Below are 25,514 nucleotides of genomic sequence, written 5' to 3' on the forward strand. Positions count from 1 at the left end.
ACAAACCCCACGGAAAGGGAAGTGGGCAGCCGGAGTGGTGGTCAAGCAGTAGCTATTATTCCATAATAGCTACTAGAGGAAGCGTAAATCTGAGCATTTAGTGATACGGACTGAGCGAATTTTGCTCCGTTTTTCTTATGATGGATTCCATAAACACCTGTTTTTATTGGAACAGGAGACTTCACTAAAAGCAAAAGTGTAATCTTTAACGATAGAATAAAAATATGTAGTAAAGGAGATAGTAAAAAGAAAAACAGGTGGGGTAATATGAAAAAATACATGATGCTGACAGTCCTTGTTTTTCTGATTGTTTCTTTTGATATGTTGCCATCCGTTTCAGCGAATGGCTATGGCTGGGGGTATAAGAAGAATAGTGATCATAAGCTCCCTGATATCGGTGAATATCAAGACATGCTTAAAAAATATGGTGCTTATTATGTAGATAACACTGGAGAAAAAACAATTTATCTGACATTTGATAATGGTTATGAACAGGGATACACAGATAATATATTAAATGTATTAAAAAAACAACAAGTACCAGCAACGTTTTTTGTAACGGGTCACTATGTGGAAAGCGAACCAGACTTAGTAAAGCGTATGGTTGATGAGGGACATATCGTAGGAAATCATTCCTATCATCATCCTGATTTCTCTATTATGGATAAAGAGGCAATTAAAGAAGAACTGGAAACATTGGAAGATGCAGTAGCTGAAGTATCTGATCAGAAAGAAATAAAATATCTCCGACCTCCAAGAGGTATGTTTAACGAGAATACATTAAAATGGTCGAAAGAACTAGGCTATATTCATATTTTTTGGTCGTTGGCATTCAAGGACTGGGAGACAAAGAAGCAAAAGGGCTGGAAGTATGCATTCGAACAGACGATGGATCAGGTACATCCTGGTGCAATTATTTTATTGCATACGGTTTCATCGGATAATGCTGAAGCACTTGATCGTATAATTACCGAATTAAAAAAGCAAGGATATCGCTTTAAAAGTTTGGATGATCTTGTCCTAAAGGATCAATTACCAAAAGCAATCTATGGGCTATAAGTCAGCTTAAATAGATATTCTATAAAATACAGTGAATAGAAATGCGAACGTCGGTAGAGAGAGTAACAGAGGCGATGCTTCGTCGTTAGTAAAGTTACTCAAAGGAGCCTGAACCATTACCCACGAAAATCAGCTGCTTAGAAGAAAGCTGAGACAGACGTTCTATATAAAAATAATAAGATTAGTGGGTAAGGTCATCGACGGGTGATCTTATCCACTCACTAATTAATGTTTCACTTTATCATTGACTTTTGAGGTAGTTATTTTTGTTCCTACTCAGATCGTAACTTAATAATATTTTATTTATAATTTTCCAAACTTTTGATATACTGATGAAAAGCATACAAGGAGTTGGACATTATGAATAAAGAAGATCTGATTGCTCCATATAATTATAATATTGTCATGGAAATGGAACGTCATGCAAATGACCCAACTAAAGTTGCCTTGATTTGGGAAAATGAAGGTGGAGTTCATAAGGAAATTACATATAGTGAATTAATGCGGAATGTAAATAAAATTGGAAACGCTTTCTTGGAGAGTGGCTTGCAAAAAGGAGACAAAATTCTTGTGATGATACCTCGCTTGGTAAAAGCTTATGAGGTCTATTTAGCAGCTCTTAAAACAGGAATCATTATTATTCCAAGCTCAGAAATGCTGAAGACAAAGGATTTACAGTATCGTGTTACACATGGAGGGGTTCGTGGAGTTGTAAGTTATTATCCGTATGTTGAACAATATTATGGTATTAGCGAATATGATCAGTTACAAAAAATTGTAATTGGTGAGCCTGTGGATGGTTGGCTTTTTCTTGAAGGATTAATGGAAGATGCATCAGATCAATTAGAATTGGCATTAACCTGTAAAGATGATATTGCGTTTTTACCGTATACGTCAGGAACAACTGGCAATCCCAAAGGTGTAGTGCATACACATGGCTGGGGATATGCTCATCTGAAAACAGCTGCAAAAAACTGGCTAGCAATAAACGAAGGAGATAAGGTTTGGGCAACAGCTGGTCCAGGATGGCAGAAATGGGTTTGGAGCCCATTATTATCTGTGTTAGGTTCAGGAGCAACAGGATTTATTTATCATGGAAAATTTGACGCGGAAAAATATCTACAGTTACTGCAGGAACAAGAAATTAATGTACTTTGCTGCACACCTACGGAATACCGAATCATGGCAAAACTCGACAATTTGGAAGAATACGAGCTTCCTGCCTTACATAGTGCTGTTTCGGCTGGTGAGCCATTGAATGTGGAGGTAATCAATACATTTCAGCATTATTTTAATGTAACGGTTCGTGATGGGTATGGACAAACGGAGAACACATTACTACTTGGATTTATGAAGAATATGGATGTGAGACCAGGGTCAATGGGAAAACCAACTCCGGGTAATGAGGTCGATATTATTGATGAAAATGGTATTCCCGTTCAAGTTGGGGAGATTGGCGATATTGCAGTAAAGCTCGATTGCCCAGCCTTGTTTCGAGAGTATTATCAAGATACAGAACGGACTTCTATGTCAAGACGTGGCGATTACTATGTGACAGGAGATCAGGCTTCTAAGGATGAGGAAGGTTATTTCTGGTTTGAAGGAAGAAGCGATGATATCATTATTAGTTCAGGATATACAATTGGTCCTTTTGAAGTAGAGGATGCATTGGTTAAGCATCCATCTGTCCAAGAATGTGCTGTTGTAGCAAGTCCCGATGAAATACGGGGGAACATTGTAAAAGCCTTTGTGGTGTTACGTCAATCTCAAGCAATAGGATCAGAGTTAGTCAAGGAGTTGCAAGAGCATGTTAAAACTTTAACTGGTCCATATAAATATCCAAGAGAAATTGAATTTATTGATGAATTACCAAAGACTACTTCTGGGAAAACAAGAAGAGTTGAATTACGTAATCGAGAAAAATTCAAGGTAAATGAATAGAAATGGTTAAAGAGGGCTCATATGCTCTCTTTTTTGTAGTCTAGGAAATTATAAAAGGAGTCAGCTGTCCAGAAACTAGGCGATTTCACGAATCGCCCTTTGATAAGTCATCATTGACTCGCAAGCACTCTCCGCTGGCTCGCTCCAGTCGCTACGTTTCTAATCGGGTGCTTTCGCTTTTGTTCCTTCGCATAGCCATGTTTTATAAACTCATTTATGTGGGAATGTTACTAGTGAGCATCGTAAAAAAAATTAATCAAAATGCTTGAAAGTCAAAAAAGGTCAGAGTATAATAATAGTCAAAGGTCAAATATAGTCAAAGTCAAACTTTTAATGATTACAATAAACATATTTCTAAGGAGGAATGGAAATGCTTTGTCAAAACTGTAAACAAAACGAAGCTAGCATTAATGTTGCAATGAATATCAATAGTCAGCATATGCAAATGCACCTATGTAATGAATGCTTTCGTGAAATCCAAGGGCAAATGATGAATTCCAATGACTTCTTCTCACAATCCCCATTTGAACATATGAATGGTTTTCAAGCGAATGGATCTCCGAAAATGGGGACAAGAACAAAACAAAAAAACGGAAACCGAGGTAATGGATTAATTGATCAGCTTGCAAAAAACGTAACACATGCAGCAAGGGCTGGTTTGATTGATCCGGTAATCGGCAGAGATAAAGAAGTCAAACGAGTTGTTGAAACTTTAAATCGTAGAAATAAAAATAATCCCGTATTAATAGGAGAGCCTGGTGTTGGTAAAACTGCGATTGCAGAAGGCTTGGCACTTAAAATTACAGAAGGAGATGTGCCTACAAAATTAATCAATAAAGAAATTTATATGCTAGATGTGGCATCACTTGTTGCTAATACGGGTGTTCGTGGTCAATTTGAAGAACGTATGAAACAATTAATTAACGAATTACAAGAACGTCAAGATGTTATCTTATTTGTTGATGAAATACACCTATTAGTTGGAGCAGGCACTGCAGAAAGCTCGCAAATGGATGCAGGAAATATTTTAAAACCTGCACTAGCCAGAGGTGAATTACAATTAATTGGTGCTACAACATTAAAAGAATATCGTCAAATTGAGAAAGATGCGGCACTAGAACGTAGATTACAGCCCATCATTGTAAAAGAACCTTCAAGTGAAGAAGCAGTTCAGATATTACAGGGTATTAAGGATCGTTATGAGAAATTCCATGAGGTTCGTTATTCTGATGAAGCTATTCGGGCATTTGTAACACTTTCAAAACGATATATTCAAGATCGTTACTTGCCTGATAAAGCGATTGATTTGATGGATGAAGTTGGTTCACGTTTGAATCTAGCTAATGCTTCGAAAGACTCTGATACAATAAACCAACGATTAGAAGAAATTATTAAAGAGAAAGAAGAAGCTGCTGAAAGAGAAGATTATGAACGTGCTGCAAATTTAAGATATCAAGAAATACAGTTGCAAAAACAACTAGATAAAGCGAAAGATGAAGAACAAATTATCGATGTAGATATTTCCGATATTCAATTGATTGTTGAAGAAAAAACTGGGATACCTGTTACAAAGCTTCAAGCTGATGAACAAGAAAAAATGAAAAACATTGGTGAAAACCTAAGTGCAAAAGTGATTGGACAAGATGTAGCTGTAGATAAAGTTGCCAAAGCGATTCGTCGTAGTCGAGCAGGCTTAAAATCAAATTATCGACCAATTGGTTCTTTCCTTTTCGTTGGACCAACTGGTGTTGGTAAAACAGAACTAACAAAAGCCTTAGCGGAAGAATTATTTGGCTCCAGAGATTCGTTAATCCGTCTTGATATGAGTGAGTATATGGAGAAACATGCTGTATCAAAAATCATTGGTTCACCTCCAGGCTATGTAGGTCATGAAGAAGCGGGTCAATTAACGGAAAAAGTACGTCGCAACCCATACTCCATTATTCTATTAGATGAAATAGAAAAAGCACATCCAGACGTACAAAACATGTTCCTACAAATTATGGAGGACGGTCATTTAACGGATTCGCAAGGAAGAACAGTTAGCTTTAAAGAAACTGTAATTATTATGACGAGCAATGCTGGAACAGGTGTTAAAACAGTGAATGTTGGTTTTAATAGGGAGTCCCATGAATCTGTATCTACGATGGAGAATCTGGGGGCATATTTCAAACCAGAATTTCTTAACCGCTTCGATGCGATTATTCAATTTAACGAACTAACCGAAGAAAACCTAATGCAAATTGTAGATCTTATGCTTGCTGATCTACAAAAAACAATCGAAGAAAATGATCTATCGATTACGATTACAAATGAAGCTAAACAAGAATTGGTTCGACTTGGCTATGACCGCCGTTTTGGCGCAAGACCTTTACGTAGAGTAATCCAAGATAAAATCGAAGATCAATTAACAGACTTAATATTGGAAGATGATAATGTTTCCAATGTAAAAGTAGACGTCTTCAATCAAGAAATTGTAGTGCAAAAGGCGTGAGTTAGATAAATGAAAAGGGGTTGGGACAAAATACAACTTCTTTACTCATAAATACGAATAATCATGTTTGTCAATAGGAAAATCATTGAAGCACCATGAAAAATATACTTGCTTTCGCGGGCACGGCCTCAGCAGCGATATATCGCACGCAGAAAAAGGGTTCTTCTTTTTCAAGGAGTCTCATATTACGGAGCTAATGAATTAGTTTAATCAAATAAACGAGCGATAATTAATTTAAATAATTATCGCTCGTTTTTTATTGTTTCTTAACTACATTTGTCCCAGCCTTCTCTTTGCCACATTTTCTGAAGATAAGTGTGTATTTCTCTTGGCAAACCTTTTATATCCTCTATTCAGCAGGAATAGTTTCCTCATACAACTCCCATAAACTAACATCAATGCTATTCATAATTCCGCTGTTTTTGTAAGAAAATAAACCTATATTAAGTTGAAAAAGAGGATGTCTTTATGATTAAAAGTAAGCTATCAATCGGATTTATTTTTTTTATTGCACTTTTTAATGTTCATATAGTTTCCATACATAGTGAAGGATCTTCGGGTATGCAGATGCATTTTATTGATGTTGGGCAAGGAGACAGTATGCTAATAAAAACGCCCGCAAACAAACATATCTTAATCGATGGAGGTCCACCAGATGCAGGGAAACGAGTAGTGAAATATTTAAAAAAACAGGGTGTGAACAAAATTGATTTGCTTGTAGCAACACATCCTGATGTTGATCACATTGGTGGGTTGCCCTATGTGATGAAGCATATCAAGGTGGCAAAAATATTAGACTCTGGGAAGTTACACACAACACGGATGTATGCAAAATATATACAGGAAATACGAAAACAAGCTATTCCTGTGAAGGTAGCCAAACTACACGAAAAACTATTGGTTGATCCGCTGCTAAGTATCCAGGTATTAAACACATACGGTAAATCAAAAAACAATAACCAATCTTCGATTGCACTGAAGGTTAGCTATAAGGAAGTCGACTTTTTATTAATGAGTGATGTAGAAATGGAACAAGAAAAAGAAATAATGAAAAACATAGAAATAGATGCAGAAATTTTGAAAGTCGCCCATCATGGGTCGAATACAAGTACGTCCCTTAGATTTCTTAAAGCCGTGAGTCCACAAACGGCAATATTAACGTATAGTAAGGAAAATGATTATGGGCATCCAGTTAACCGTGTGATAAAGAATCTTTATAAGGTAAATGCAAATATATATTCTACAGGGGCACTTGGTAATTTAGTTATTCGAACAGACGGTGAAGATTATCTCGTATTCCCAGAAAAAGAACCATTTTATAATTTAGATGCAAGTTAGCGATTTACAAATATATACAAAAATGATATCATAATGATATAGAAAGTATGGGGAAGGTGTGTATTATTATGATTCGAGAAAAACAGGCGTGGGTAATTAATGGTTTTATAGGGATTTTACTTATTGCAGCATTAGTAGCTGGAACTGTATTTAGTTTTTTCCAGCAGCAATTCGTACTAGGTGGAATCTGTCTAATTCTTGCGATAACGTTAGGTAGTGGTATTACGTTGGTTCAACCAAATCAAGCCGCAGTTGTTATTTTTCTTGGTAAATATATGGGGAGTATTCGGCGAGAAGGAATTGTAATAACTGTGCCATTTTCAGTACGAAGAACAATTTCACTGCGAGTACGAAATTTTAATAGTAAGCGTTTGAAGGTCAATGATGTGAATGGGAATCCAATTGAAATTGCTGCGGTTATCGTATTTAAAGTCGTCGATAGTGCTAAGGCAGTTTTTGATGTTGATCGTTATGAACAATTTGTTGAAATACAAAGTGAAACAGCTATTCGTGCTGTAGCTACCAAATACCCTTATGATACATTTACAGATGCTGAGCTAACATTAAGAGGTAATGCACAAGAGGTGTCTAATGAATTAACAGCAGAACTTCAGGATCGGTTAAATGTTGCTGGTGTTAAGGTAATCGAAGCCCGTCTAACACATCTTGCTTATTCAACAGAAATAGCTCAGGCGATGCTTCAACGCCAACAAGCAAGTGCGATTATTGCAGCTAGAAAGCAAATCGTAGAAGGTGCCGTAGGAATGGTTCAAGATGCTATTTTACAGCTTGAACAGGATGGTTCCGTTGAGCTCGATGATGAACGTCGTGTAGCAATGGCAAATAATCTACTTGTATCGATTGTTTCTGACCATGGCACACAGCCTGTCGTTAATACAGGAACCCTATATCAATAATTAAAAGAGGGGTAGTATGCCGAAGAAAAAGAGTTTTCCATTGCGGATAGATCCTAAGTTATATGAGATATTGCAGATTTGGGCAAAGGATGAGTTTCGCAGCGTAAATAGTCACGTAGAATATGTCTTACGAGAGGCTGCTAAAAAAGCAGGGAGATTGCCAACAAGCCAAGATAAGAAAATTGGAGAAGATTGATGAGGCTAGGATGAAAGAATTTTAACCATATAAAACCGAAACGTTATCTAAAATATTTTAATTTCGTCCCAGCTTCTTTCAGCTTGTAGAGAAACCACTGTGTTTTCTACAAGCTTTTTTTGTAGTATAGGAAATTACAAAATTGTCCCATGTGGATAAATATAGGCGTGTTGAGTCGCGTCCAGCTCACGACCATAGCATGCCTTTGCAGTTCTTGGGCACCCGTAAAGCTACGTTCTACTCATATGATAAATCCCCTTATCTTCATTAGAAAGTAGATTCAATCCAGTCTTTGAGTAATTAGTGAGAAATATTAAAAGTTAATTCCTAATTTATTTTTAGGCGAGACACCTAATTTTAAATAAATGTATTGACTAATTAAAGATTTAGTTATATGGTTAGTTACATAAGTAATGAACCAAAGAACAAGGTGATGATATGAAAAACAGTTTAGATGAAAGCAAACCTATTTTCTTGCAAATACGAGAACAGCTTGAAGATGCAATCATTAATGAGTCGATAAAGCCAGGGGAACGTGTTCCATCTACTAATGAATTTGCCAACTATTATCAAATTAATCCAGCTACTGCTGCTAAGGGGATTAATGCGCTTGTAGCTGAGGAAATTTTATTTAAACGGCGAGGTGTTGGTATGTTTGTAACAGAAGATGCTAAAGAAATTTTAATAAAAAAAAGAAAACAAACATTTTATGAAAATTACATGCTTCCATTAAAAGCGGAGGCTAAAAAGCTTAGGATAAGTCTGGAGGAATTAAGAGAAATGATAGATAAGGGGGGATACGAATGAAGATTGAAGTTCGTAAAGTAACAAAGCGATACCATCTTGATGAAGCATTAAAGAATGTCTCTTTTACTTTAAAAGGACCAAAAATTTATGGATTGTTAGGCAGAAATGGTGCAGGTAAATCGACCTTCATGGATATTTTAGCAGGGAATATCTTAGCAACTAGTGGCGAGGTATTGATTGATGGTGAAAATCCATTTGATAATCAAACGCTCAGTTCATTGGTTTGCTTAATTAAAGAAGGTAATAATTTTAAAAGGGAGTTAAAGATAAAGGAAGTTATCCGTATCTATGCTTTTTTCTACCCAGAATGGGATCAGCAGCTTGCTGAACAATTACTTCATGAATATAATCTCAAACCTCAGGCAAAGATTAAGACCTTATCAAAAGGAATGGAATCAGCTCTTGGAATAATTGTAGGTTTGGCAAGTAAAGCACCGATTACCATTTTTGATGAACCATATATCGGATTAGATGTAGCAGCACGCAAAAACTTCTATAAACAAATGTTAGAAGAATTCGAAAACGAAAAGCGGATGATTATTTTTTCGACGCATTTAATTGATGAAGTAAGTCTTATGTTTGAAGAAGTACTGATTTTACAAGAGGGACGGCTTGTACTACAAGAATCTGCTGAAGTACTTCGGGAACAAACATGTGCTGTGACGGGAAAAGTGGAGGATGTAGAAGCCTTCATTAAAGGTAAAGAAGTAATTGAAAAGAAACAGTTGGCAGGGATGATGACAGCCTACCTCTTTGGAAGTATGCAAGAGGCTGAAGAACAGGGATTAAAGGTCGAAGGAATTCCAACGCAGGAGCTGATGATCCATCTAACTGAGAAAAAGAGGGGAGCTTAATTAACCATGAATCAGTTAAAGGGACTATTATATTTCTTTTTGGTTGATATTCGTCATTCAATGATGATCTTTTGGACAGTATTATTATCCATATTAGTTGTTTGTATTGCCTTTGGTTTTTATCTCGATGCCATTGATGGGGGAATGATGACTTTTAGTTTAACGGCTCCAATTTATATATATTGTAGTATTTTAGCTTTTAACGTGGTAAAAGAATTTATCCCATTTTCTATTAAATTGGGGGCAACACGAAAGAATATTTTTATTAGCATAGGTATCTTCTTTTTCCTACTAGCTATTACAAAAGCAGTTGTTGCAAGTATTCTACAGGAAGCTATTTCATTTTTTACAAAGGTTATTGGTATTGAAGATTTCTACTTTTTACATCTTGCCTATTTTGTAAATGATACGTGGTATATACGAATAGGAATGGATGTCATGTTAATCTTTTTCTTAATGTCACTTATGTTTATGTTAGGATTGGTTTTTTATAGACATGGATTCTTAGGTGGTGGAATAAGCTTAGGTGTGGCTGCGGTTGTATTATTATTTGGTATTGCTCAGGGCTGGTTGATTGACTTTATTGTAGATCTAGTTGTGCATATTAATATGGTATTCTTTCTCCAATTATTCGCAGTTGGATTACTGCTATATCTTGCCTCATTTGCCTTTTTGAAACAAATAACAATTATAAAGGTGCGATAAGGTAGGTGCCAAGCTCCACTTATATTTATAGAAAAGAAGATTCGTTCCAAGCCATCGGCTTTGCTCCGCAATGTGGCGTTCACCGCTGTCTTTCCTTCTACAGGAAATGGAAGGAAAGGCAGCGATACATCGCTCTTGTTTATCAAGGAGCTATATATTTTATGAGGTATAGTAGTGCATTGTTCGTGTAATGAATTAATCGTGTTTGTTATGTTCAATCCCTTTGTTTGACTTGTGTGAACAATGGGGGAACTGCGATAATCCTGATGAAGACGGACAATTTTAGTCTAAGCTATTGGAGAAGAAGACACGGTGTATTCGTCTGATTAAGAAAGCGAGAAGAATTTCCAAGTCTAACCGTTCCTTTTTATGTTAGTGCTGTTTCTTTTTAAAACAATAAATAGCTACAGAAAGAATGATTATGATAAGGACAATCGTTGTAAAAGCAGTAGCAATTAATTGGGAGGTAACAGAACCGAGAACAAGCATTTCATGAATATAAGTTGATAAATTAACAGGACTCCACTTTATATGTGTACCAAAAACATTAGTAACAATACTTAAGATTATTGTTGTAAGGATTGTTAAAAATGCAACTAAACCTGGTGTTTGTATAATAGCATTATAAAAAATGGAAATGGTTACAACTAAAGTTAACCAAAGACCGTAATAGAATGTAACAAGTAACATAGATAAAAACTCGATTTCACCGTACAAGCTATTCGTATAATACCAGCTTGCTGTGATACCAAGAAACAAGGAAGTCCAGACAAGCAATAAAAGAGAAAACCATTTTGCTAAAATAATCGAACGGTAGGAGATGGGTTTAATAAGAAGCAAATCCATTACACCATTTTTTTGTTCTCCTGCAATGGTTCCCATAGAGATTAGCACAATTAAGAGAACACCAAGACTGGAAAATTGCCCTAAACTCATTAAAAGTATGTCTTGTGGAGCGTACTCAGGAAGTTCTAACACAGTTCCATCCGGTAATCCACCGATTGATTCTAATATCTGAGGAAGATAATAATTAGAGATTGGATCCATAATTGCTAAAAGAAGGAATACGAGTGGTACCCAAATCCATTTCTTGTTTCGCCAATTCTCTAACATCTCTTTTTGAAGTAAAACCTTAGTATGCATTATTCGTTCACCACCTTCATAAACATATCCTCTAAGGACGCACGATGTAATGTGAAATTTGTGAGTGGCCATTGTTCTTTAGAGGCGATTTGCAAAATTTCCTGTCGGGCATTTTGGATATTATGTGCGGTAATCTGAATCGTATCTCTTTCTATATAAACATTTCGTACGGAGGACAAAGTAGAGATTTTATCACGATAAATTGGCAGGTTTTCATGGCATTGAATGGATATCTTGGCTGTTTGATATTTTTGACGTAGGACATGCATTTCTCCTGATTCAATAATTTCTCCCTCTTTAAGCAGCAATAATTCATCGCTAATCTCATCTGCATCGCCTAATATATGAGTAGAAAAAAGAATAGTCATCTGTTGTTTTAACTCTTCCATAAGAGAAAGAACTTCTCGACGTCCAATGGGATCTAAAGAGGAGACTGGTTCATCGAGAACTAATAGCTTTGGTCTATGAATAATTGCTTGAGCTATTCCAAGACGTTGCTTCATCCCTCCAGAATAGTTACCAATTCGTTTGTTTTTTGTATTTGCAATTCCTATTTTTTCCATTAGAAAGGTAGCTCTTTTTACTGATTCTTGCTTAGTTAAACCTTCTAGTTGCCCGCTAAATGTAAGAAATTCCATTCCGGTCATCCAATTATAAAATACAGGATATTGAGGCAAGTACCCAATAAAGCTTCTAGCATCATCGTTTTTTGGTTTGTTTGCAAATTGTATGACACCGGAAGAAGGCTTTAGAAGTCCAGTTAACATTCTTAGAATTGTGGTTTTACCAGCACCGTTCGGCCCGATTAACGCAACGCATTTTTGGGGCGTTAGTGTATAATTAACATTGTTAACAGCTAGCTTATTACTAAATTTCTTGGTTAAATTTGTGATTGTTAATAATGTCATCTATTGTTGCCTCCTCCCGAAAATAAAATATGCAATCGGTCCAATGGTATAAATGAAGATAATAATGAAGAACCACATCCATCTCGGTCCATTCGTCTTTTCGACCTTAGCCCAATCAATAATTGCAATGATTAATAATATTCCTTGTATAACTAGCAACGGAGTAATAACCGCCCAGTTTATGGATTCAAACATTTCCTGCATAGTAACCTATCTCCCTTTTTATATTGCGAGCCATACGATTCCGATCGTGATCAGGACGAACAGGATAACAATAACCCAAGAAAGTGGTCTACCCCAATTCATTGTCCAACCAATTCCAAATCGCTTCTCTAAAAAGATCGTAGGATCGTTTTTATTTACATAAAATTGTCCAAGCTTCCAGTAACGATCATCATCCTTGTCGATTACTTCTACTTGACCTTTGCTTGAAGCTTTAATCCGACTGCCTCCTTGCCCGGTTGTAATGGAAAGGATAATAGCACCGATGGTTAATCCAATACTAATAAGGATAGCTGCACGAATCATTAAAGCTTGCGGTATCGGATACATAAAAGAGAATTGTACAATCGAAAACAGAATGGTTAATAGAATGCCGCCGATAATTGTAAATGCAGACCATCTTCTACGAAATAGTATATTCTGTTGCATAGATTCATTCGGGTTTTCAGCGTTTATTTGCTGCTTAGCTTTACCAATTATTGTATTAACAAAAACGAAAATTAACGTTAAGTAAAGCTGGATAATCGGCATTGCTAACACGGTTCGGTGTGATTTTTCAGCCCAATTAGTAACTTCGCCTTGGAAATTATATTGCATCGGTATTTGTTCAGGGAATTTTGCGTAGGACATCATACTAGCTATGATAGTTGCTATTGCGATAATAATTGAAAAAAGAAACCATGCATTGGAATATCTTAATTTAGATTGGTGAAATTGGGTATGAATGTAAACCTTCTGTGATTTTTCTTGCTTCCAATTAGATAATTTTTTCAACTGTTTCATCTTTATATGGAAAACGTAATAGCTGAGAAAGCTAAGTAGAATAAATACAGAAATGACAATGGCGAGCAGAATTCCAACTGCTGATTCTTCTAAGTCAGTTATCATATCGGTAATAAGAAAAATGCCTGTAGCAAAGGCGCTTAGGAAGCTAATAGCATAAGCATATTGTTTTCTCATTTTTTTAAGCTCTGGGGTATAATACACAGTCTCTGGAATAGATACACCAAAGCTTTCTGTTTTTCTAGTCAAATATGGTACGAAGATAAAAAATATAAACATGGGCACGAGTAAAACGATTAATACTAACGTTATATTATTCATCTAGGATTCACCATCTTTCGTAAATTCTGAATAAATATGTGAACACATGTTAAGAAATTCTTCTTTATTCAAATCTCGACAGATATTCTCAGCAATAATTGGGTGTAGCTCATGCTCCACTTTCGACCTATATTGATCATCTGCTTTTGGTACCCCATCTGGGTTAATGACGACACCCTTTTGACGATGTATATGAAGAAACCCATCTTGTTTAAGTTGCTGATATGCTTTATTGACAGTATGCAAGTTAATTCCGATATCCGCTGCTAACGAGCGAACGGAGGGCAACGTGTCACCAGGACATAATTGTCTTCTAGCAATGCCTTCAATGATTTGTTGAGATAGTTGCAGGTATATTGGATCTTTAGACTCAAAATCTAGTGATATGAACACATTCCATGGCACTCCTTTATATCTGTTATATTTAATGTATAACAGATATAACTTAGTGTCAACGAAAATATAATAGGTTGAGAATCGAAATGTCTCTGAATTCGAGCAATAAGGAATATGTAAAAGTGCTGTTCGAGCTGTGTTATTGTCATCTCAAAGAAACGAGCTACTGAGATCTCGTGAAGATGGATTACTCACAGGGGGTACGGGTTTTTTGGTTGGATAGAAGTAGATATAGCTGATTGTGGAATAAAAAAGAGAACGAAGTAATTTCGTTCTCTTTTATCATATGTTTTTATATTGTTGAATAAGTTCAGCTATCAGTTTATGAATAGAATGTTGCTTCTTAATAGATAATTGTTTCAATTCAAAAATTTCCTTTTTAAATTCAGGATTCGTCATGATGTATTCAACGATTTCAACTGCTTCCTCATCAAATGAGTTAGGAGATGAACTGTAAATCCGTTTAAATTCCTTAAGTAAATCATCACGAAAGGAGTAATTTCCAACTAAATGATCTAGTGATACTTGAAATATTTCGGAAAGTTTTAGTAAAGACATGATATCTGGTGTCACCGAATTATTTTCCCATTTAGCAATAACAGAGCGAGAGATTAAAAGCTTTTCAGCGAGCTCCTTTTGCGTCCAATTATTCTGTTCACGAAGAAATTTAATATTATGTGCAATTTGTTCACGCATGCGACCACACTCGATTGGTTAAATTTAGAAAAAATGAAGCTTTAGTATCTCTCATCCTATCATGTTTATAAAACTTATAATGCTCCATTCTTGTTCTTAAAATACACATATAGTAAAATGTTCTCATATAGATCAATGGAGGGATAGTTAATGATTAGTTGCATGATACTGCACCATTTAACCATCACGAGTCTGACTAAATGTAAAATACTACGTTTTATATTTAAGGATCATGATTTTGAAATTGAAGTTAGGGGTAATAATACTGTTATGGTATTTGTCTATAATGCAGAAAAAATGGAAATATGGCAGGCGGCAATAGCATTTGAGACAACAAACATTATTGTTGGCTATGGGTTTGCGAAGGAAAAATCTGAAGCAAGGATTCAGGCTGAACAAATGATTATAACCTGGTTATCTTTCGTGGAAGAGAAGGAGTTACATCCGCAGCTTTATTATTGAATAGGACTTATGGCATAGAACGTGTGATACATAGCAAAAAAAGCTTGTAGAAATTCTACAAACTTTTTTTTTGTGCGCGGACGAACGAGTAGCACTCGTTTTTCGTGAGGAAAGCGAGCCCTTCACCGAAAATACTCTTATTCATGTTCTAGCTGGCTGAAACGAGTAATGCTTGTTCACGCACATATTTTTGCTGCACAAACGACAATAACGTTGCCCGTGCAGTTCACGTTCTACTTTCTCTTTTCTCATACGGGAAATTCGCTTACCTTCATTAGAAAGACGGTTTTATCGAATCTGTTCTAACGGATATATAACACTACAAGTAATTAAATAAAGCTGTCGAGTTCCTAGGCTCGACAGCCTGTTGAAACCTTTTAGCTTCGGTTTCCTCTCTTAGATAGCTGATCATATATTTGATCCGCATGCTTGAATTCCTTTTGGTATAAAACCTCTTGCGTTTTAGACAAAAATTTTGCTCTCGTAGATGCACTAGTCTGTTTTTTCATGGCAAATCCGTCCTTTTCTTTTTAGTATGGACAAGTAACATATATTTATACACAGAAATCAACCGACTTCTTCTTCAGTGGCTTCCTGAGGGTTTGTAGAAAACTGCTGATAAGATAAATATTGTTGCTTCGTTACCACGAATAAATCATAGACTACAGCTTCAAGATTTATCATATGAAAGACTTCCTGATACGTAACGTTAGCCAATGTAACATAAGGTAATTTTGACACTGCCTTTAAGGAACGTATATTTGATTTGCGGACTTTCATGAATACACCCTCAATCGGTGAGCTAGAGAAAATATCATTAAAAAATTGTTCCTTTGCTTGTTTATTATAGCCTTTACCAAAATAAGGCTTCCCGATCCAAGTAGCTAGAAACCCATAGTTTTCCTGGATATCAAATAAATTAATAGTTCCAATTGGATTGCCATACTCGTCTAAAATAGTCCGTGAGATTAATTCTCCTCTTTCTTCTGCTTCCATTGTTTGTTTCGTAATAAAATAGTATTCATCAGTGGTATTTGCTTTGTGCCGAACATAGGGAAAAACAGCTGGATTTACTAATAACTCAAATAATACAGGCACCTCATGTAGATCTCGTGCTTTAAGCATAAAAAATACCCTCCTATTTTCAGGTGGGTATAATGAATAACCAAATGGAAATCCAGTAAGTTTGCCCACCCGCGAATTTTTAGTTAGCTTTCAACAAAAATTCGGGGTGGGAATCGAACCCACTAGAACCGGCATTGCCGGTGGCGCACCATTTGCCTTCCCTATTTAACTAGTATGATTGTCTTGCTATCGTCAACTCTTTCAATTTAAACTTTGTACGTACTATTATTTTACACTGGATTTGATTAAAATGGAATTGTTTTTTGAGAGCAAAAATCGACATGCTTTTAACGATAAATATGACGTAATGCTTCTGTTAAATATGGAAAGGAATAATGATATTGATGCTCTTCTAATTTATTCGAAATAACGTACTGTCCTTTAGTAATAAGTTGGGACATTTCACCAGTTGCTACATACATAATGGATGAAGGGACGGGTAACCAATATGGGCGTGCTAATACCTTTGCTAATGTCTTCATGAACACTTTATTTTGCTTTGGATGAGGTGCTGTTACATTTACAGGACCTGCTATTGCTTCGTTATGAATACAGTAATCAATAATACGAACCACATCTTCAATATGAATCCAGGATAGCCATTGCTCACCAGTTCCTATTTTACCCCCAGCAAAAAGCTTTACAGGTAAACTCATAAGAGGAAGTGCCCCTTCTTTTCCTAGGATAACGCCGAATCGAGTATAGATCGTACGTATACCTAATTCTTCTGCTTGCTTCGCAGTTTTTTCCCATTTCACAACTACTTTTGCTAGGAAGTCATCCCCTGCTTGTGTTGTTTTTTCTGAGAACATAAGGTCGTCTGAAATACCATAGTAACCGACTGCTGAACCACTGATAAAAACATCAGGAAGCGTCGATAGTTTTTTAATAAACGTGATTAATCTCTCGGTCGTATGTATTCTACTATCCAATATTTTATTTTTTTTCGTTTCCGTCCAGTATCCAAATAGAGATTCACCAGCTAGATTAACAACTGCTTGAATAGAAGGCAACTCCTCTGGTGGGTAATGATAACCAATGAATGTTGCATCAGCTGTATTCACATACTTCTCAGGTGATCTAGTTAATACGTACGTATGATGTTGATGAGCATGAAGATGTCTCATTAGTTCCTTTCCAACAAAGCCAGTACCGCCAGTAATTAGAATATTCATTTTGCTTCACCTTCTTCCAAATTAGTTATCTCTATTATATGCGAATATCCTATTTTTTACAGTTCATTTATTCGATCGACCGCTCCTAACAGAAAAAAGCAGATATTTGTCTGTGAAGAATGAGTAATGGACGGATAAAACAACAGGCATGCTGGTTAATGATTTGGTATGATGGAAAAAAGGGGTGCGTGATGATGAGAAAAATTACCCGAATTACGACACAAAAGAAAAATTCTCAACGTTATAATGTTTATGTAAGTGAGGGAGAAAAAGAGTCTTTTGGCTTTGGCATCGATGAAGCGATTCTTATCGAATTTCAGCTTCGGAAGGGGATGGAACTGGATGAAGCTACAATAACCGAGCTCCTTAAAAAGGATATCGTTTATAAATCATATCTTCTTGCAATTAATTTCCTAAGCTATCGAATGCGTTCGAGAAAGGAAATTCATGATTACTTGCTTCAAAAAGAAGTTGAACCAGAACATATCTCGATGATCTTAGATCGGTTATCTAATGAAAATCTTATTGATGACCGGCAGTTTGCCGAGATGTTTGTTCGGACAAGGATGAATACATCATCCAAAGGACCAATGATTATAAAGAAAGAACTGATGGAGAAGGGAGTAGCTCCAAAACTTGCTGAAGAAGCAATTCAGTTATATACCTACGAAGCACAATACAAAAAGGTTATTAAATTAGTACAAAAGAAACTTCAACAGAAGAGAAAGGATTCCTTCCGCAAGCAGCTGCAAAACGTACAAGGTACCTTGCAGCAAAAAGGATTTTCACAAGATATTATCCAGACTGTATTAGATGAAAGTAGAGATGGAAAAGATGTGTCGGAAGAATGGACCGCGATTATTTATCAGGGAGAAAAACTTTTAAAAAAGCATTCGCAGAAGCTAACAGGATATGAATTGAAGCAAAAGATAAAAGAAGGCTTATATAGAAAAGGATTTACTTTTGAGTTAATTCATCAGTTTGTTGATGAATATGATAAAGAATCAGATCATTTCTAAAGCATTTTCTTTAGCAGTATGTTTCCATTTCTACTCGGTAATTGGTAGAATGATAAAGGAACGTTGAAAAAAGGATGATTACATTGGCAAACAATTATCGATATAGTGATTACTCACTGGAGCAATTAAGACAAGAAATAGGGAAATTGAAAGAAAAAGCCCAAAGAGCTGAGCAGTTAGGTAATATTTCAGAAGTAGCTGTAAACGAACGAAAAATGCAGGTGGCGCTCGCGTATACACTGAATCCTGAGGATTTTAATGAGCAAGAGACGTATGAATTAAAAAATGATCCGGGCTTTACGTTTAAAATCAATTACATGAATGGTGTGTTTGCCTGGGGCAATCGAATCAATCTTATTGGAGAACTTTATGAAAAGGAAGAGGCTATCCCAATTTCTCTATTGGGTAATAGCGTAAACAAATAAACAGTGTTTCACGGGTCTTCATAAAATAAAATATATGTAATACAAAAATGCCCAAACTAAAATGAATGATTACTGTGGGCACTGGAAATCGGAATCCGCTAAAAGAGCAATTCGGCTCATCAGGCAGATAAAACGTTCGCGCATCGTAGTAAATATTTTAGGTTTAAAGGTAAGGAGCTGACCAGGCGCAGCTCCTTTTAAATCGGACTTTCTTCCACATATAATTTGTTTTGCAGTTTTTTTTCTGAAAAGATCCAGCCCGTATAGGAACTAATTATTTCCATATTTTCGTCAATCTGTACGACTGCAATAAAGGGATAATGTCCTTTTGAGCGGTAGCGTAAATCGATAAATCGGACTTCTGTGAAGTCATCATAGTCGTTTATTTCCCAACGATATACCGGCGAAAAAGATAAAAAGGCAGAGATATTTTTATCTTCTAAAGCAATTTCCATTATTTTTGTATCTGGTAATGGTACTTTATTGAATTCATCAACAATTTCAATATGATTATTTTCAACGCTACCAACATAAAACTTTTGATCTGTTGTTATTGCCACCCGCCAATAGTTTTGTTTAATGGTAGGTGATGTCGCAATTTGCTCAACATCAGGGTAGTGTGCTTTGATCCTCTTAACGATGCTTCTTTTGTCAATATATCGTTTAATATAATAGAGAAAGATAACCGCATAGATGGTAATCCATGTATAGCCTGGATGAGCACCTAATGCCCAAGCGGCTATTCCAGCTATGTGCAAGAAGAAGATATAGGGATCAAAGGTATTAATGAACCCATGTGCTATCCATTTACTTGTGAAAGGGCGATAAGCCTGTGTACCATAAGCATTAAATATATCAACAAATACATGAATAACCACAGCTAAAGCTGTCCATAACCACAAGTGGAAGAAATTCACTTGTGGAACAAACAGATGAATAATATTTGCAATTAATATTCCCCAAATAATTACAGCGGGAATGGAGTGAGTAACTCCTCGATGGTGTCGAATATATGTCGCATTATCTTTTAATTTTAATACAGTATCAAAATCAGGGGCATGAGAACCGGCGATGGTTCCAACAAGTACTGCATTAAATAAAATAGGATCATTGTGAACTACTGGATCTAATGTAGCTAATCCTCCTAGTGCAACACCCATTACAATATGGGTACCAGTATCCATAGATCAGGCCCTCCTTAGGTTGCCTATACTGTTTTCTAGTTTTAATTTGTAAGTTTTCGGTAAAGGGCTATCGTTATGATGTATCATCAATTAAACAATTACGGATTTTGCGATTTTTGTCTGATGTTGACCTCGTAAATCGATGGAATTCGTAGATTTCATATTATTTATTGTACCATACAGGATGTGATTTTATGAGAGATAAAAAACTACAATCTATTGACATTTCAGGATTCCAGAATGATCTAATACATTGGTATCAGAACAATAAGCGTGATCTTCCCTGGCGAAAAGATAAGGATCCATATAAAATTTGGGTTTCAGAAATTATGCTACAGCAAACAAAGGTAGATACAGTTATTCCTTATTTTTATCGATTTATTGAAAAGTTTCCAACTGTCCAAGCACTTGCAGCTGCTGATCAGCAGGATGTTCTAAAAGCTTGGGAAGGGTTAGGATACTATTCCCGCGCAAGGAATTTACAAAACGCTGTTAAGGAAGTTGTAGCTTCATATGATGGAAATGTGCCGGCTAATCCAGAGGATTTAGGAGCCTTAAAAGGCGTGGGCCCGTATACCAAAGGAGCTATCCTATCGATTGCCTTTGATCAACCAGAACCTGCGGTTGATGGCAATGTAATGCGGGTTTTCTCACGGTTATTATTGATCGAGGATGATATTGCACAGCAGCGTACAAAAAAATTATTTGAGTCTTATGTGCGAGAAATGATTGATGAATCAGACCCATCCTCCTTTAATCAGGCAATTATGGAGCTTGGGGCCTTGATATGTACTCCAAAATCACCGGCATGTCTATTATGCCCAGTTCAAGAGCATTGCCAGGCATTTGCTGAGGGTAGGCAAGAAGAATTACCAATTAAAAAGAAAGCAAAGAAACAAAAAACAATACCATATGTTGTGCTCCTAATAAAAAATGAAGAAACAGATACGTTTATCATTGAAAAACGCTCTGATCAAGGATTATTAGCTAATCTTTGGCAATTTCCAATGGTACCAATAAAAGAAATAGGATGGGAACATTTGGAAAGATGGTTCTATAATGAGTACGGTATTACCCTTCAATTGCAGGAAAAGAAAGGGAAGTTAAAGCATGTTTTTTCACATATTATTTGGCAACTTGATATTTATACGGCAACAACGAATATAAGTGTTATGGATGACCACAGATTAAAGGCAGTGGATATGTGTGAGTTAGTCAATTATCCATTTCCAGTTTCCCATCAGAAAATGATGACGTATATCGGTGCTAATCAAATATCACATAATCTTGGCGAGGCTGAGACAAAAGAATGAAGAAACAACGAACGATGATTAGTTGAAATTAATTATCGTTCGTTGTTTGATCAAAATCATTCATTTAGCACCTGAAATAAGCGAGACTCCGGCGTGCCCGCGGAAGGCGAGTATAGTTTCACGGTGCAGCGATGTTACTCCTATTGATAACATGATTATTCGTATTTAGAGTAAGAAGTTGTGTTTTGTCCTAGCCTCGCCTTCTTTTATAGTGTAGGAAATTATAAAATTAGCCCATGTGGAAAAGTATGGGCGTGTTAAGCCGCGTCCAGCTCCAGCGCCCAGAAACTCGGCGACTTCACGCCCCTACGCTAAGTCATCAGCGGCTCGCAAACTCGCCGTGATTCCTTTATCTCCATTGACTCGCTCCAGTCGCTACGATTAATACGGGCGCTTGTGCTTTTTTTATTCTTGTCGGTTATGCATTTCTTTATTAATTTCATGCAGAATGGTTAGGCCCTCAGGGTTAATATATGGTAGCAGCTGAGATAATGCATGCTGAAAGTATACTAATTCTTCCTCATTCCACTTTGTCTTACTCATCATAGATAGCTCTGTAAAGTCTCTCTTCGATGTGGTCATTATTTCAGCCTCCAAAGCAATGCTTATCCTTAATATATGTATTTATTTCGTATCTATTCAATATTGGTAAAAACATCCACACCATGCTTTTTTTACTAAATAAAATTTGGATAAAGAAACGTGTTAGTGGACAAATTAATTATTGCGGAGGTGATATTGATGGCTAAAAAACCGAACAAAACTACTGCAGGTACAAACGTTCAAAAGGTTAAGCAACAAAACCAACAAGCCGCTCAAGGGCAAGGTCAGTATGGTACTGAATTTGGTGCTGAACAAACCAATGCTCAGGAAGTTAAACAGCAAAATCAAAAATCTCAGCAAAACAAAAAGTAACTGCGTCCCCCCAATTATTAAGAGCTCCCTTTCTTTAAGGGGGCTCTTTTATCTTTTGAGCATTTTATGTTCTTGTGTATGGTTCGTAATACTTTATATTTGGACTTATTCCCATTATAATAAATGCATGGTCAGTAACGGATGACAAGAAGAAAGGGAGATTGAATGGTTGCTCCGAAATCGGGAACAAAAATTCAGATACAAAGCTATAAACACAATGGACAACTTCATCGTGTATGGGAAAATAGTCTAGTTTTAAAAGGAACGGAAACAATTGTCATCGGAGCAAATGATAAAACAGAAGTAAAAGAAAGTGATGGAAGAAAGTGGATTACTAGGGAACCGGCAATCTGTTATTTCCATTCCAAATATTGGTTTAATATTATCGGTATGCTTCGAACGGATGGCATTTATTTTTATTGCAATATTAGTTCCCCCTTCATCTTTGAGGAAAATGCGATTAAATATATCGATTATGATTTAGATGTGAAAGTTTATCCCGATATGACATTCGATTTATTAGATGAAGATGAATATGAAGAACATCGAAAGCAAATGAACTATCCGAGGGTGCTTGATCGTATATTGCACCAACAATTGGAATATTTATTACGCTGGGTTCGACAAAAAAAGGGACCTTTTCTTCCTGGATTTGTCGATGAATGGTATGAAAGATATTTAACGTACCGTTAATAAGAAACCTTGTTACAAAGCTTGTAGCAAGGCTTTTGTTTGTAGCTATGATGTTATGCGTATAGAAATGAGAATACTAATGATAAGGAAGTTTCTAGACATGAGTTCGATAAAACAGTACATGAAGTTTGTAAAACCATATAAATGGAAGATTATTTGGACAGTACTTGTGGGAATTGTGAAATTTGGTATACCTTTACTGATGCCGCTTATATTAAAATATGTTATCGACAATATTATTGGTAATGACGGTTTGAATCAAGCTGAAAAGACGTCTCAGTTAATTTGGATAATGGGAATAGCCTTTACGATTTTCGTTATTCTGCGTCCACCCATTGAATATATTCGACAGTATCTAGCGCAATGGGTAGGCAACACCATTCTATTTGATATTCGCGATCGGCTTTTTGATCATATACAAAAGTTAAGTCTAAAGTTCTATTCAAAGACAAAAACCGGAGAAATTATTTCCCGGGTAATACATGATGTCGAACAGACAAAGACTTTTGTCATAACAGGTTTAATGAATATCTGGTTAGATCTTATAACCATTCTGATTGCGATTGGGATTATGCTAACAATGGATATTGGGTTAACGATTGTTTCAATTATTTTATTCCCATTCTTTGGTTTTTCCATAAAATATTTTTATGCACGACTACGCCAGCTAACTCGTGACCGATCCCAAGCTCTTGCGGAGGTACAGGGGCATTTACATGAAAGGGTACAAGGAATGCCAGTCACAAGAAGCTTCGCTTTAGAGGATTACGAACAAGAGCAGTTTGAGTTTAGAAACCGTAACTTTTTGAACAAGGCACTTGATCATACAAATTGGAATGCAAAGACATTTGCAGTAACGAATACCATTACCGATTTAGCACCATTATTGGTAATCGCTTATGCAGGGTATCAAGTAATTCATGGGAATTTAACGATGGGGACCATGGTGGCATTTGTTGGCTATATGGAGCGAGTTTATAGTCCGCTACGACGACTCATTAACTCATCTACGACACTCGTTCAATCCATTGCGTCCATCGATAGAGTTTTTGAACTAATGAATGAAAAATACGATATTTTTGATAAAAAGGATGCTATTGAAGTAGAACATGTAGCAGGGGATGTAATGATTGAGAATGTATCCTTTCAGTATGATGATGAAGAAAATGAAGTATTAAAAAGTATTAGCTTACATGTTCAACAAGGCGAAACAATTGCTTTTGTTGGTATGAGTGGTGGGGGTAAATCAACACTTGTCAGTTTAATACCACGCTTTTATGATGTAACAGCTGGTGCCATAAAAGTAGATGGTATAGATGTTAGAGATATGAAAGTCCGATCGCTTCGAGATAAGATTGGAATGGTTTTACAGGATAATACGTTATTTAGTGAATCTATTGCCATGAATATAAGGATGGGAAAGCCGACTGCTTCTGATAATGAGGTTATCGAAGCAGCAAAGGCCGCGAATGCTCATGAATTTATTCAAAGTCTGCCAAATGGATACGATACTTTAGTAGGAGAACGTGGTGTGAAATTATCGGGTGGGCAAAAGCAACGTATTGCAATTGCTCGTGTGTTTTTAAAGAATCCGCCGTTACTAATTTTTGATGAAGCGACATCGGCACTTGACTTGGAAAGTGAGCATACGATTCAAGAAGCGATGGAGCATCTCGCATCTAATCGAACAACATTTATTGTTGCGCACAGGTTAGCTACGATAACGCATGCTGATCGAATTGTTCTTATTGAAGATGGGGAGATCAAGGAAGTTGGCTCGCATGATGAATTAATGAAAATGCAGGGACATTATTATGACCTATACCAAGTGCAGCATCTAGATGATGGGACATTATAGAACAGATGCACATGAGAAATTTTGCATGTGCATCTTTTTTCATAGTCTAGGATATTAAAAAATTTGCCCAATAGTTAAATATGGACGTGTTGAGCCCTGTCTAGCTCCAGCGCTCAGAAACTAGGCGTTTTCACGAATCGTTCTACACTAAGTCATCATCCACTTGCAAGCTCACCTTGATTCCTTTATCTCCGTTGACTCGTTCCGTTTCAAATTGGTCGCTTGTTCTTTTGTTCTTAATCTAATTGAGCGAATTGAATGAAAGTTTTTTCATCTTCAATTAATCCACAGGAAGCACACTGTACTCTGTACTTAGGGCCTTGGTATATAGTATGAAAAACTTCTACATTACCATCTTGATAATTATTAATCGTCTCACCTGTAGTTGCATCAATTTTTATCGGCTGAGCAACTTGTTCAATTTTATTAAAACGAGTTTTGTTAGTTTTGCAGTTTGGACAGCGATATGGTTTATTCATAATACCCTCCAAAAAATTGACGTATGCTTAGTTTGTGGCAAAGCAAGAAAAGTATGCATCAACTGATCATTAGAGATATGTTTTGT

28 protein-coding genes are annotated in these 25,514 nt (G+C 36.3%); 16 read left to right on the forward strand and 12 right to left on the reverse strand.

Annotated features, from left to right (window positions below):
- Window positions 1–267 precede the first annotated feature (267 nt).
- From pdaA to RVS70_RS14250, 9 genes are all read left to right on the forward strand, one after another.
- Window positions 268–1,059: a delta-lactam-biosynthetic de-N-acetylase gene (pdaA, locus tag RVS70_RS14210; protein ID WP_281949394.1), complete on the forward strand. Its 792-nt coding sequence runs from the start codon at window positions 268–270 to the stop codon at window positions 1,057–1,059.
- Window positions 1,060–1,419: 360 nt separating this feature from the next.
- A complete protein-coding gene (mbcS, locus tag RVS70_RS14215) occupies window positions 1,420–3,000 on the forward strand; it encodes an acyl-CoA synthetase MbcS (protein WP_026679575.1) in 1,581 nt (526 codons plus the stop codon).
- Window positions 3,001–3,370: 370 nt separating this feature from the next.
- Window positions 3,371–5,494: an ATP-dependent Clp protease ATP-binding subunit gene (locus RVS70_RS14220; RefSeq protein ID WP_321133774.1), complete on the forward strand. Its 2,124-nt coding sequence runs from the start codon at window positions 3,371–3,373 to the stop codon at window positions 5,492–5,494.
- Between the two features lie 471 nt (window positions 5,495–5,965).
- On the forward strand, window positions 5,966–6,832 hold the full coding sequence (locus RVS70_RS14225) for a ComEC/Rec2 family competence protein (RefSeq protein WP_026679699.1): 867 nt from the start codon (window positions 5,966–5,968) through the stop codon (window positions 6,830–6,832).
- Window positions 6,833–6,900: 68 nt separating this feature from the next.
- Window positions 6,901–7,749, forward strand: coding sequence for an SPFH domain-containing protein (locus tag RVS70_RS14230; RefSeq protein ID WP_034678201.1), 849 nt, complete (start codon window positions 6,901–6,903; stop codon window positions 7,747–7,749).
- A gap of 16 nt (window positions 7,750–7,765) precedes the next feature.
- A complete protein-coding gene (locus tag RVS70_RS14235) occupies window positions 7,766–7,945 on the forward strand; it encodes a hypothetical protein (protein ID WP_026679697.1) in 180 nt (59 codons plus the stop codon).
- 438 nt (window positions 7,946–8,383) lie between these two features.
- Window positions 8,384–8,752: a GntR family transcriptional regulator gene (locus tag RVS70_RS14240; RefSeq protein WP_166530012.1), complete on the forward strand. Its 369-nt coding sequence runs from the start codon at window positions 8,384–8,386 to the stop codon at window positions 8,750–8,752.
- Window positions 8,749–9,606, forward strand: coding sequence for an ABC transporter ATP-binding protein (locus RVS70_RS14245; protein ID WP_321133778.1), 858 nt, complete (start codon window positions 8,749–8,751; stop codon window positions 9,604–9,606). Before RVS70_RS14240 ends, RVS70_RS14245 begins: the two co-directional genes overlap by 4 nt.
- A gap of 6 nt (window positions 9,607–9,612) precedes the next feature.
- Window positions 9,613–10,311, forward strand: coding sequence for a hypothetical protein (locus tag RVS70_RS14250; RefSeq protein ID WP_121604731.1), 699 nt, complete (start codon window positions 9,613–9,615; stop codon window positions 10,309–10,311).
- 372 nt (window positions 10,312–10,683) lie between these two features.
- Here RVS70_RS14250 and RVS70_RS14255 read toward each other — a convergent pair whose 3' ends face one another.
- From RVS70_RS14255 to RVS70_RS14280, 6 genes are all read right to left on the reverse strand, one after another.
- Window positions 10,684–11,454 carry an ABC transporter permease gene (locus RVS70_RS14255; RefSeq protein WP_205389667.1) on the reverse strand — a complete coding sequence of 257 codons (771 nt, stop codon included), beginning with the start codon at window positions 11,452–11,454 and terminating at the stop codon, window positions 10,684–10,686.
- Complete coding sequence (locus RVS70_RS14260) at window positions 11,454–12,362, reverse strand: ATP-binding cassette domain-containing protein (RefSeq protein WP_205389668.1); 909 nt, start codon at window positions 12,360–12,362, stop codon at window positions 11,454–11,456. The genes RVS70_RS14255 and RVS70_RS14260 overlap by 1 nt, the downstream gene beginning before the upstream one ends.
- Window positions 12,363–12,566, reverse strand: coding sequence for a PLD nuclease N-terminal domain-containing protein (locus tag RVS70_RS14265; protein ID WP_026679691.1), 204 nt, complete (start codon window positions 12,564–12,566; stop codon window positions 12,363–12,365).
- An 18-nt stretch (window positions 12,567–12,584) separates the two neighbouring features.
- The gene (locus RVS70_RS14270; protein ID WP_121604734.1) at window positions 12,585–13,688 is read right to left on the reverse strand and encodes a DUF1648 domain-containing protein; all 1,104 of its coding nucleotides are present in this window, start codon (window positions 13,686–13,688) and stop codon (window positions 12,585–12,587) included.
- Window positions 13,689–14,081, reverse strand: a complete 393-nt coding sequence (locus RVS70_RS14275; RefSeq protein WP_026679689.1) for a GntR family transcriptional regulator — start codon at window positions 14,079–14,081, stop codon at window positions 13,689–13,691.
- A gap of 285 nt (window positions 14,082–14,366) precedes the next feature.
- On the reverse strand, window positions 14,367–14,780 hold the full coding sequence (locus RVS70_RS14280) for a helix-turn-helix domain-containing protein (RefSeq protein ID WP_026680494.1): 414 nt from the start codon (window positions 14,778–14,780) through the stop codon (window positions 14,367–14,369).
- 150 nt (window positions 14,781–14,930) lie between these two features.
- On the opposite strand from RVS70_RS14280, the gene RVS70_RS14285 reads away from it, so the two are divergent.
- Window positions 14,931–15,242, forward strand: coding sequence for a hypothetical protein (locus RVS70_RS14285; protein WP_026680495.1), 312 nt, complete (start codon window positions 14,931–14,933; stop codon window positions 15,240–15,242).
- A 377-nt stretch (window positions 15,243–15,619) separates the two neighbouring features.
- Here RVS70_RS14285 and RVS70_RS14290 read toward each other — a convergent pair whose 3' ends face one another.
- The 3 genes from RVS70_RS14290 to RVS70_RS14300 form a co-directional block, all read right to left on the reverse strand.
- Window positions 15,620–15,751, reverse strand: a complete 132-nt coding sequence (locus RVS70_RS14290; RefSeq protein WP_321133785.1) for a YfhE family protein — start codon at window positions 15,749–15,751, stop codon at window positions 15,620–15,622.
- Window positions 15,752–15,809: 58 nt separating this feature from the next.
- Entirely contained in the window at window positions 15,810–16,367 is a 558-nt protein-coding gene (locus RVS70_RS14295) for a GNAT family N-acetyltransferase (RefSeq protein ID WP_321133788.1), read from the reverse strand.
- A gap of 287 nt (window positions 16,368–16,654) precedes the next feature.
- On the reverse strand, window positions 16,655–17,542 hold the full coding sequence (locus RVS70_RS14300; RefSeq protein WP_205389673.1) for a TIGR01777 family oxidoreductase: 888 nt from the start codon (window positions 17,540–17,542) through the stop codon (window positions 16,655–16,657).
- A 194-nt stretch (window positions 17,543–17,736) separates the two neighbouring features.
- On the opposite strand from RVS70_RS14300, the gene recX reads away from it, so the two are divergent.
- Both recX and RVS70_RS14310 read left to right on the forward strand, forming a co-directional pair.
- Complete coding sequence (gene recX / locus RVS70_RS14305) at window positions 17,737–18,561, forward strand: recombination regulator RecX (RefSeq protein WP_026680498.1); 825 nt, start codon at window positions 17,737–17,739, stop codon at window positions 18,559–18,561.
- 83 nt (window positions 18,562–18,644) lie between these two features.
- Window positions 18,645–18,986 carry a YfhH family protein gene (locus RVS70_RS14310; protein ID WP_228089106.1) on the forward strand — a complete coding sequence of 114 codons (342 nt, stop codon included), beginning with the start codon at window positions 18,645–18,647 and terminating at the stop codon, window positions 18,984–18,986.
- A gap of 197 nt (window positions 18,987–19,183) precedes the next feature.
- Here RVS70_RS14310 and RVS70_RS14315 read toward each other — a convergent pair whose 3' ends face one another.
- Entirely contained in the window at window positions 19,184–20,170 is a 987-nt protein-coding gene (locus RVS70_RS14315) for a metal-dependent hydrolase (RefSeq protein WP_026680500.1), read from the reverse strand.
- A 194-nt stretch (window positions 20,171–20,364) separates the two neighbouring features.
- Here RVS70_RS14315 and mutY point away from each other — a divergent pair, with 194 nt between their 5' ends.
- A complete protein-coding gene (gene mutY, locus RVS70_RS14320; RefSeq protein ID WP_051388283.1) occupies window positions 20,365–21,483 on the forward strand; it encodes an A/G-specific adenine glycosylase in 1,119 nt (372 codons plus the stop codon).
- A gap of 405 nt (window positions 21,484–21,888) precedes the next feature.
- Here the strand turns inward: mutY and RVS70_RS14325 are convergent, their stop codons facing one another.
- Window positions 21,889–22,065: a hypothetical protein gene (locus RVS70_RS14325; protein ID WP_162986376.1), complete on the reverse strand. Its 177-nt coding sequence runs from the start codon at window positions 22,063–22,065 to the stop codon at window positions 21,889–21,891.
- A gap of 159 nt (window positions 22,066–22,224) precedes the next feature.
- On the opposite strand from RVS70_RS14325, the gene RVS70_RS14330 reads away from it, so the two are divergent.
- The 3 genes from RVS70_RS14330 to RVS70_RS14340 all read left to right on the forward strand — a co-directional run bounded on the left by RVS70_RS14330 (window position 22,225) and on the right by RVS70_RS14340 (window position 24,949).
- Complete coding sequence (locus RVS70_RS14330) at window positions 22,225–22,398, forward strand: gamma-type small acid-soluble spore protein (RefSeq protein ID WP_026680501.1); 174 nt, start codon at window positions 22,225–22,227, stop codon at window positions 22,396–22,398.
- 165 nt (window positions 22,399–22,563) lie between these two features.
- A complete protein-coding gene (locus tag RVS70_RS14335) occupies window positions 22,564–23,091 on the forward strand; it encodes a DUF402 domain-containing protein (protein ID WP_026680502.1) in 528 nt (175 codons plus the stop codon).
- Between the two features lie 100 nt (window positions 23,092–23,191).
- A complete protein-coding gene (locus RVS70_RS14340; protein ID WP_121604739.1) occupies window positions 23,192–24,949 on the forward strand; it encodes an ABC transporter ATP-binding protein in 1,758 nt (585 codons plus the stop codon).
- Between the two features lie 236 nt (window positions 24,950–25,185).
- Here the strand turns inward: RVS70_RS14340 and RVS70_RS14345 are convergent, their stop codons facing one another.
- Window positions 25,186–25,428 carry a hypothetical protein gene (locus tag RVS70_RS14345; RefSeq protein WP_026680504.1) on the reverse strand — a complete coding sequence of 81 codons (243 nt, stop codon included), beginning with the start codon at window positions 25,426–25,428 and terminating at the stop codon, window positions 25,186–25,188.
- Window positions 25,429–25,514: the final 86 nt, after the last annotated feature.

Origin of the sequence: Virgibacillus sp. M23, from assembly GCF_034190895.1 — a bacterium.
GTDB classification, from domain to species: Bacteria; Bacillota; Bacilli; order Bacillales; family Amphibacillaceae; genus Virgibacillus; species Virgibacillus salarius.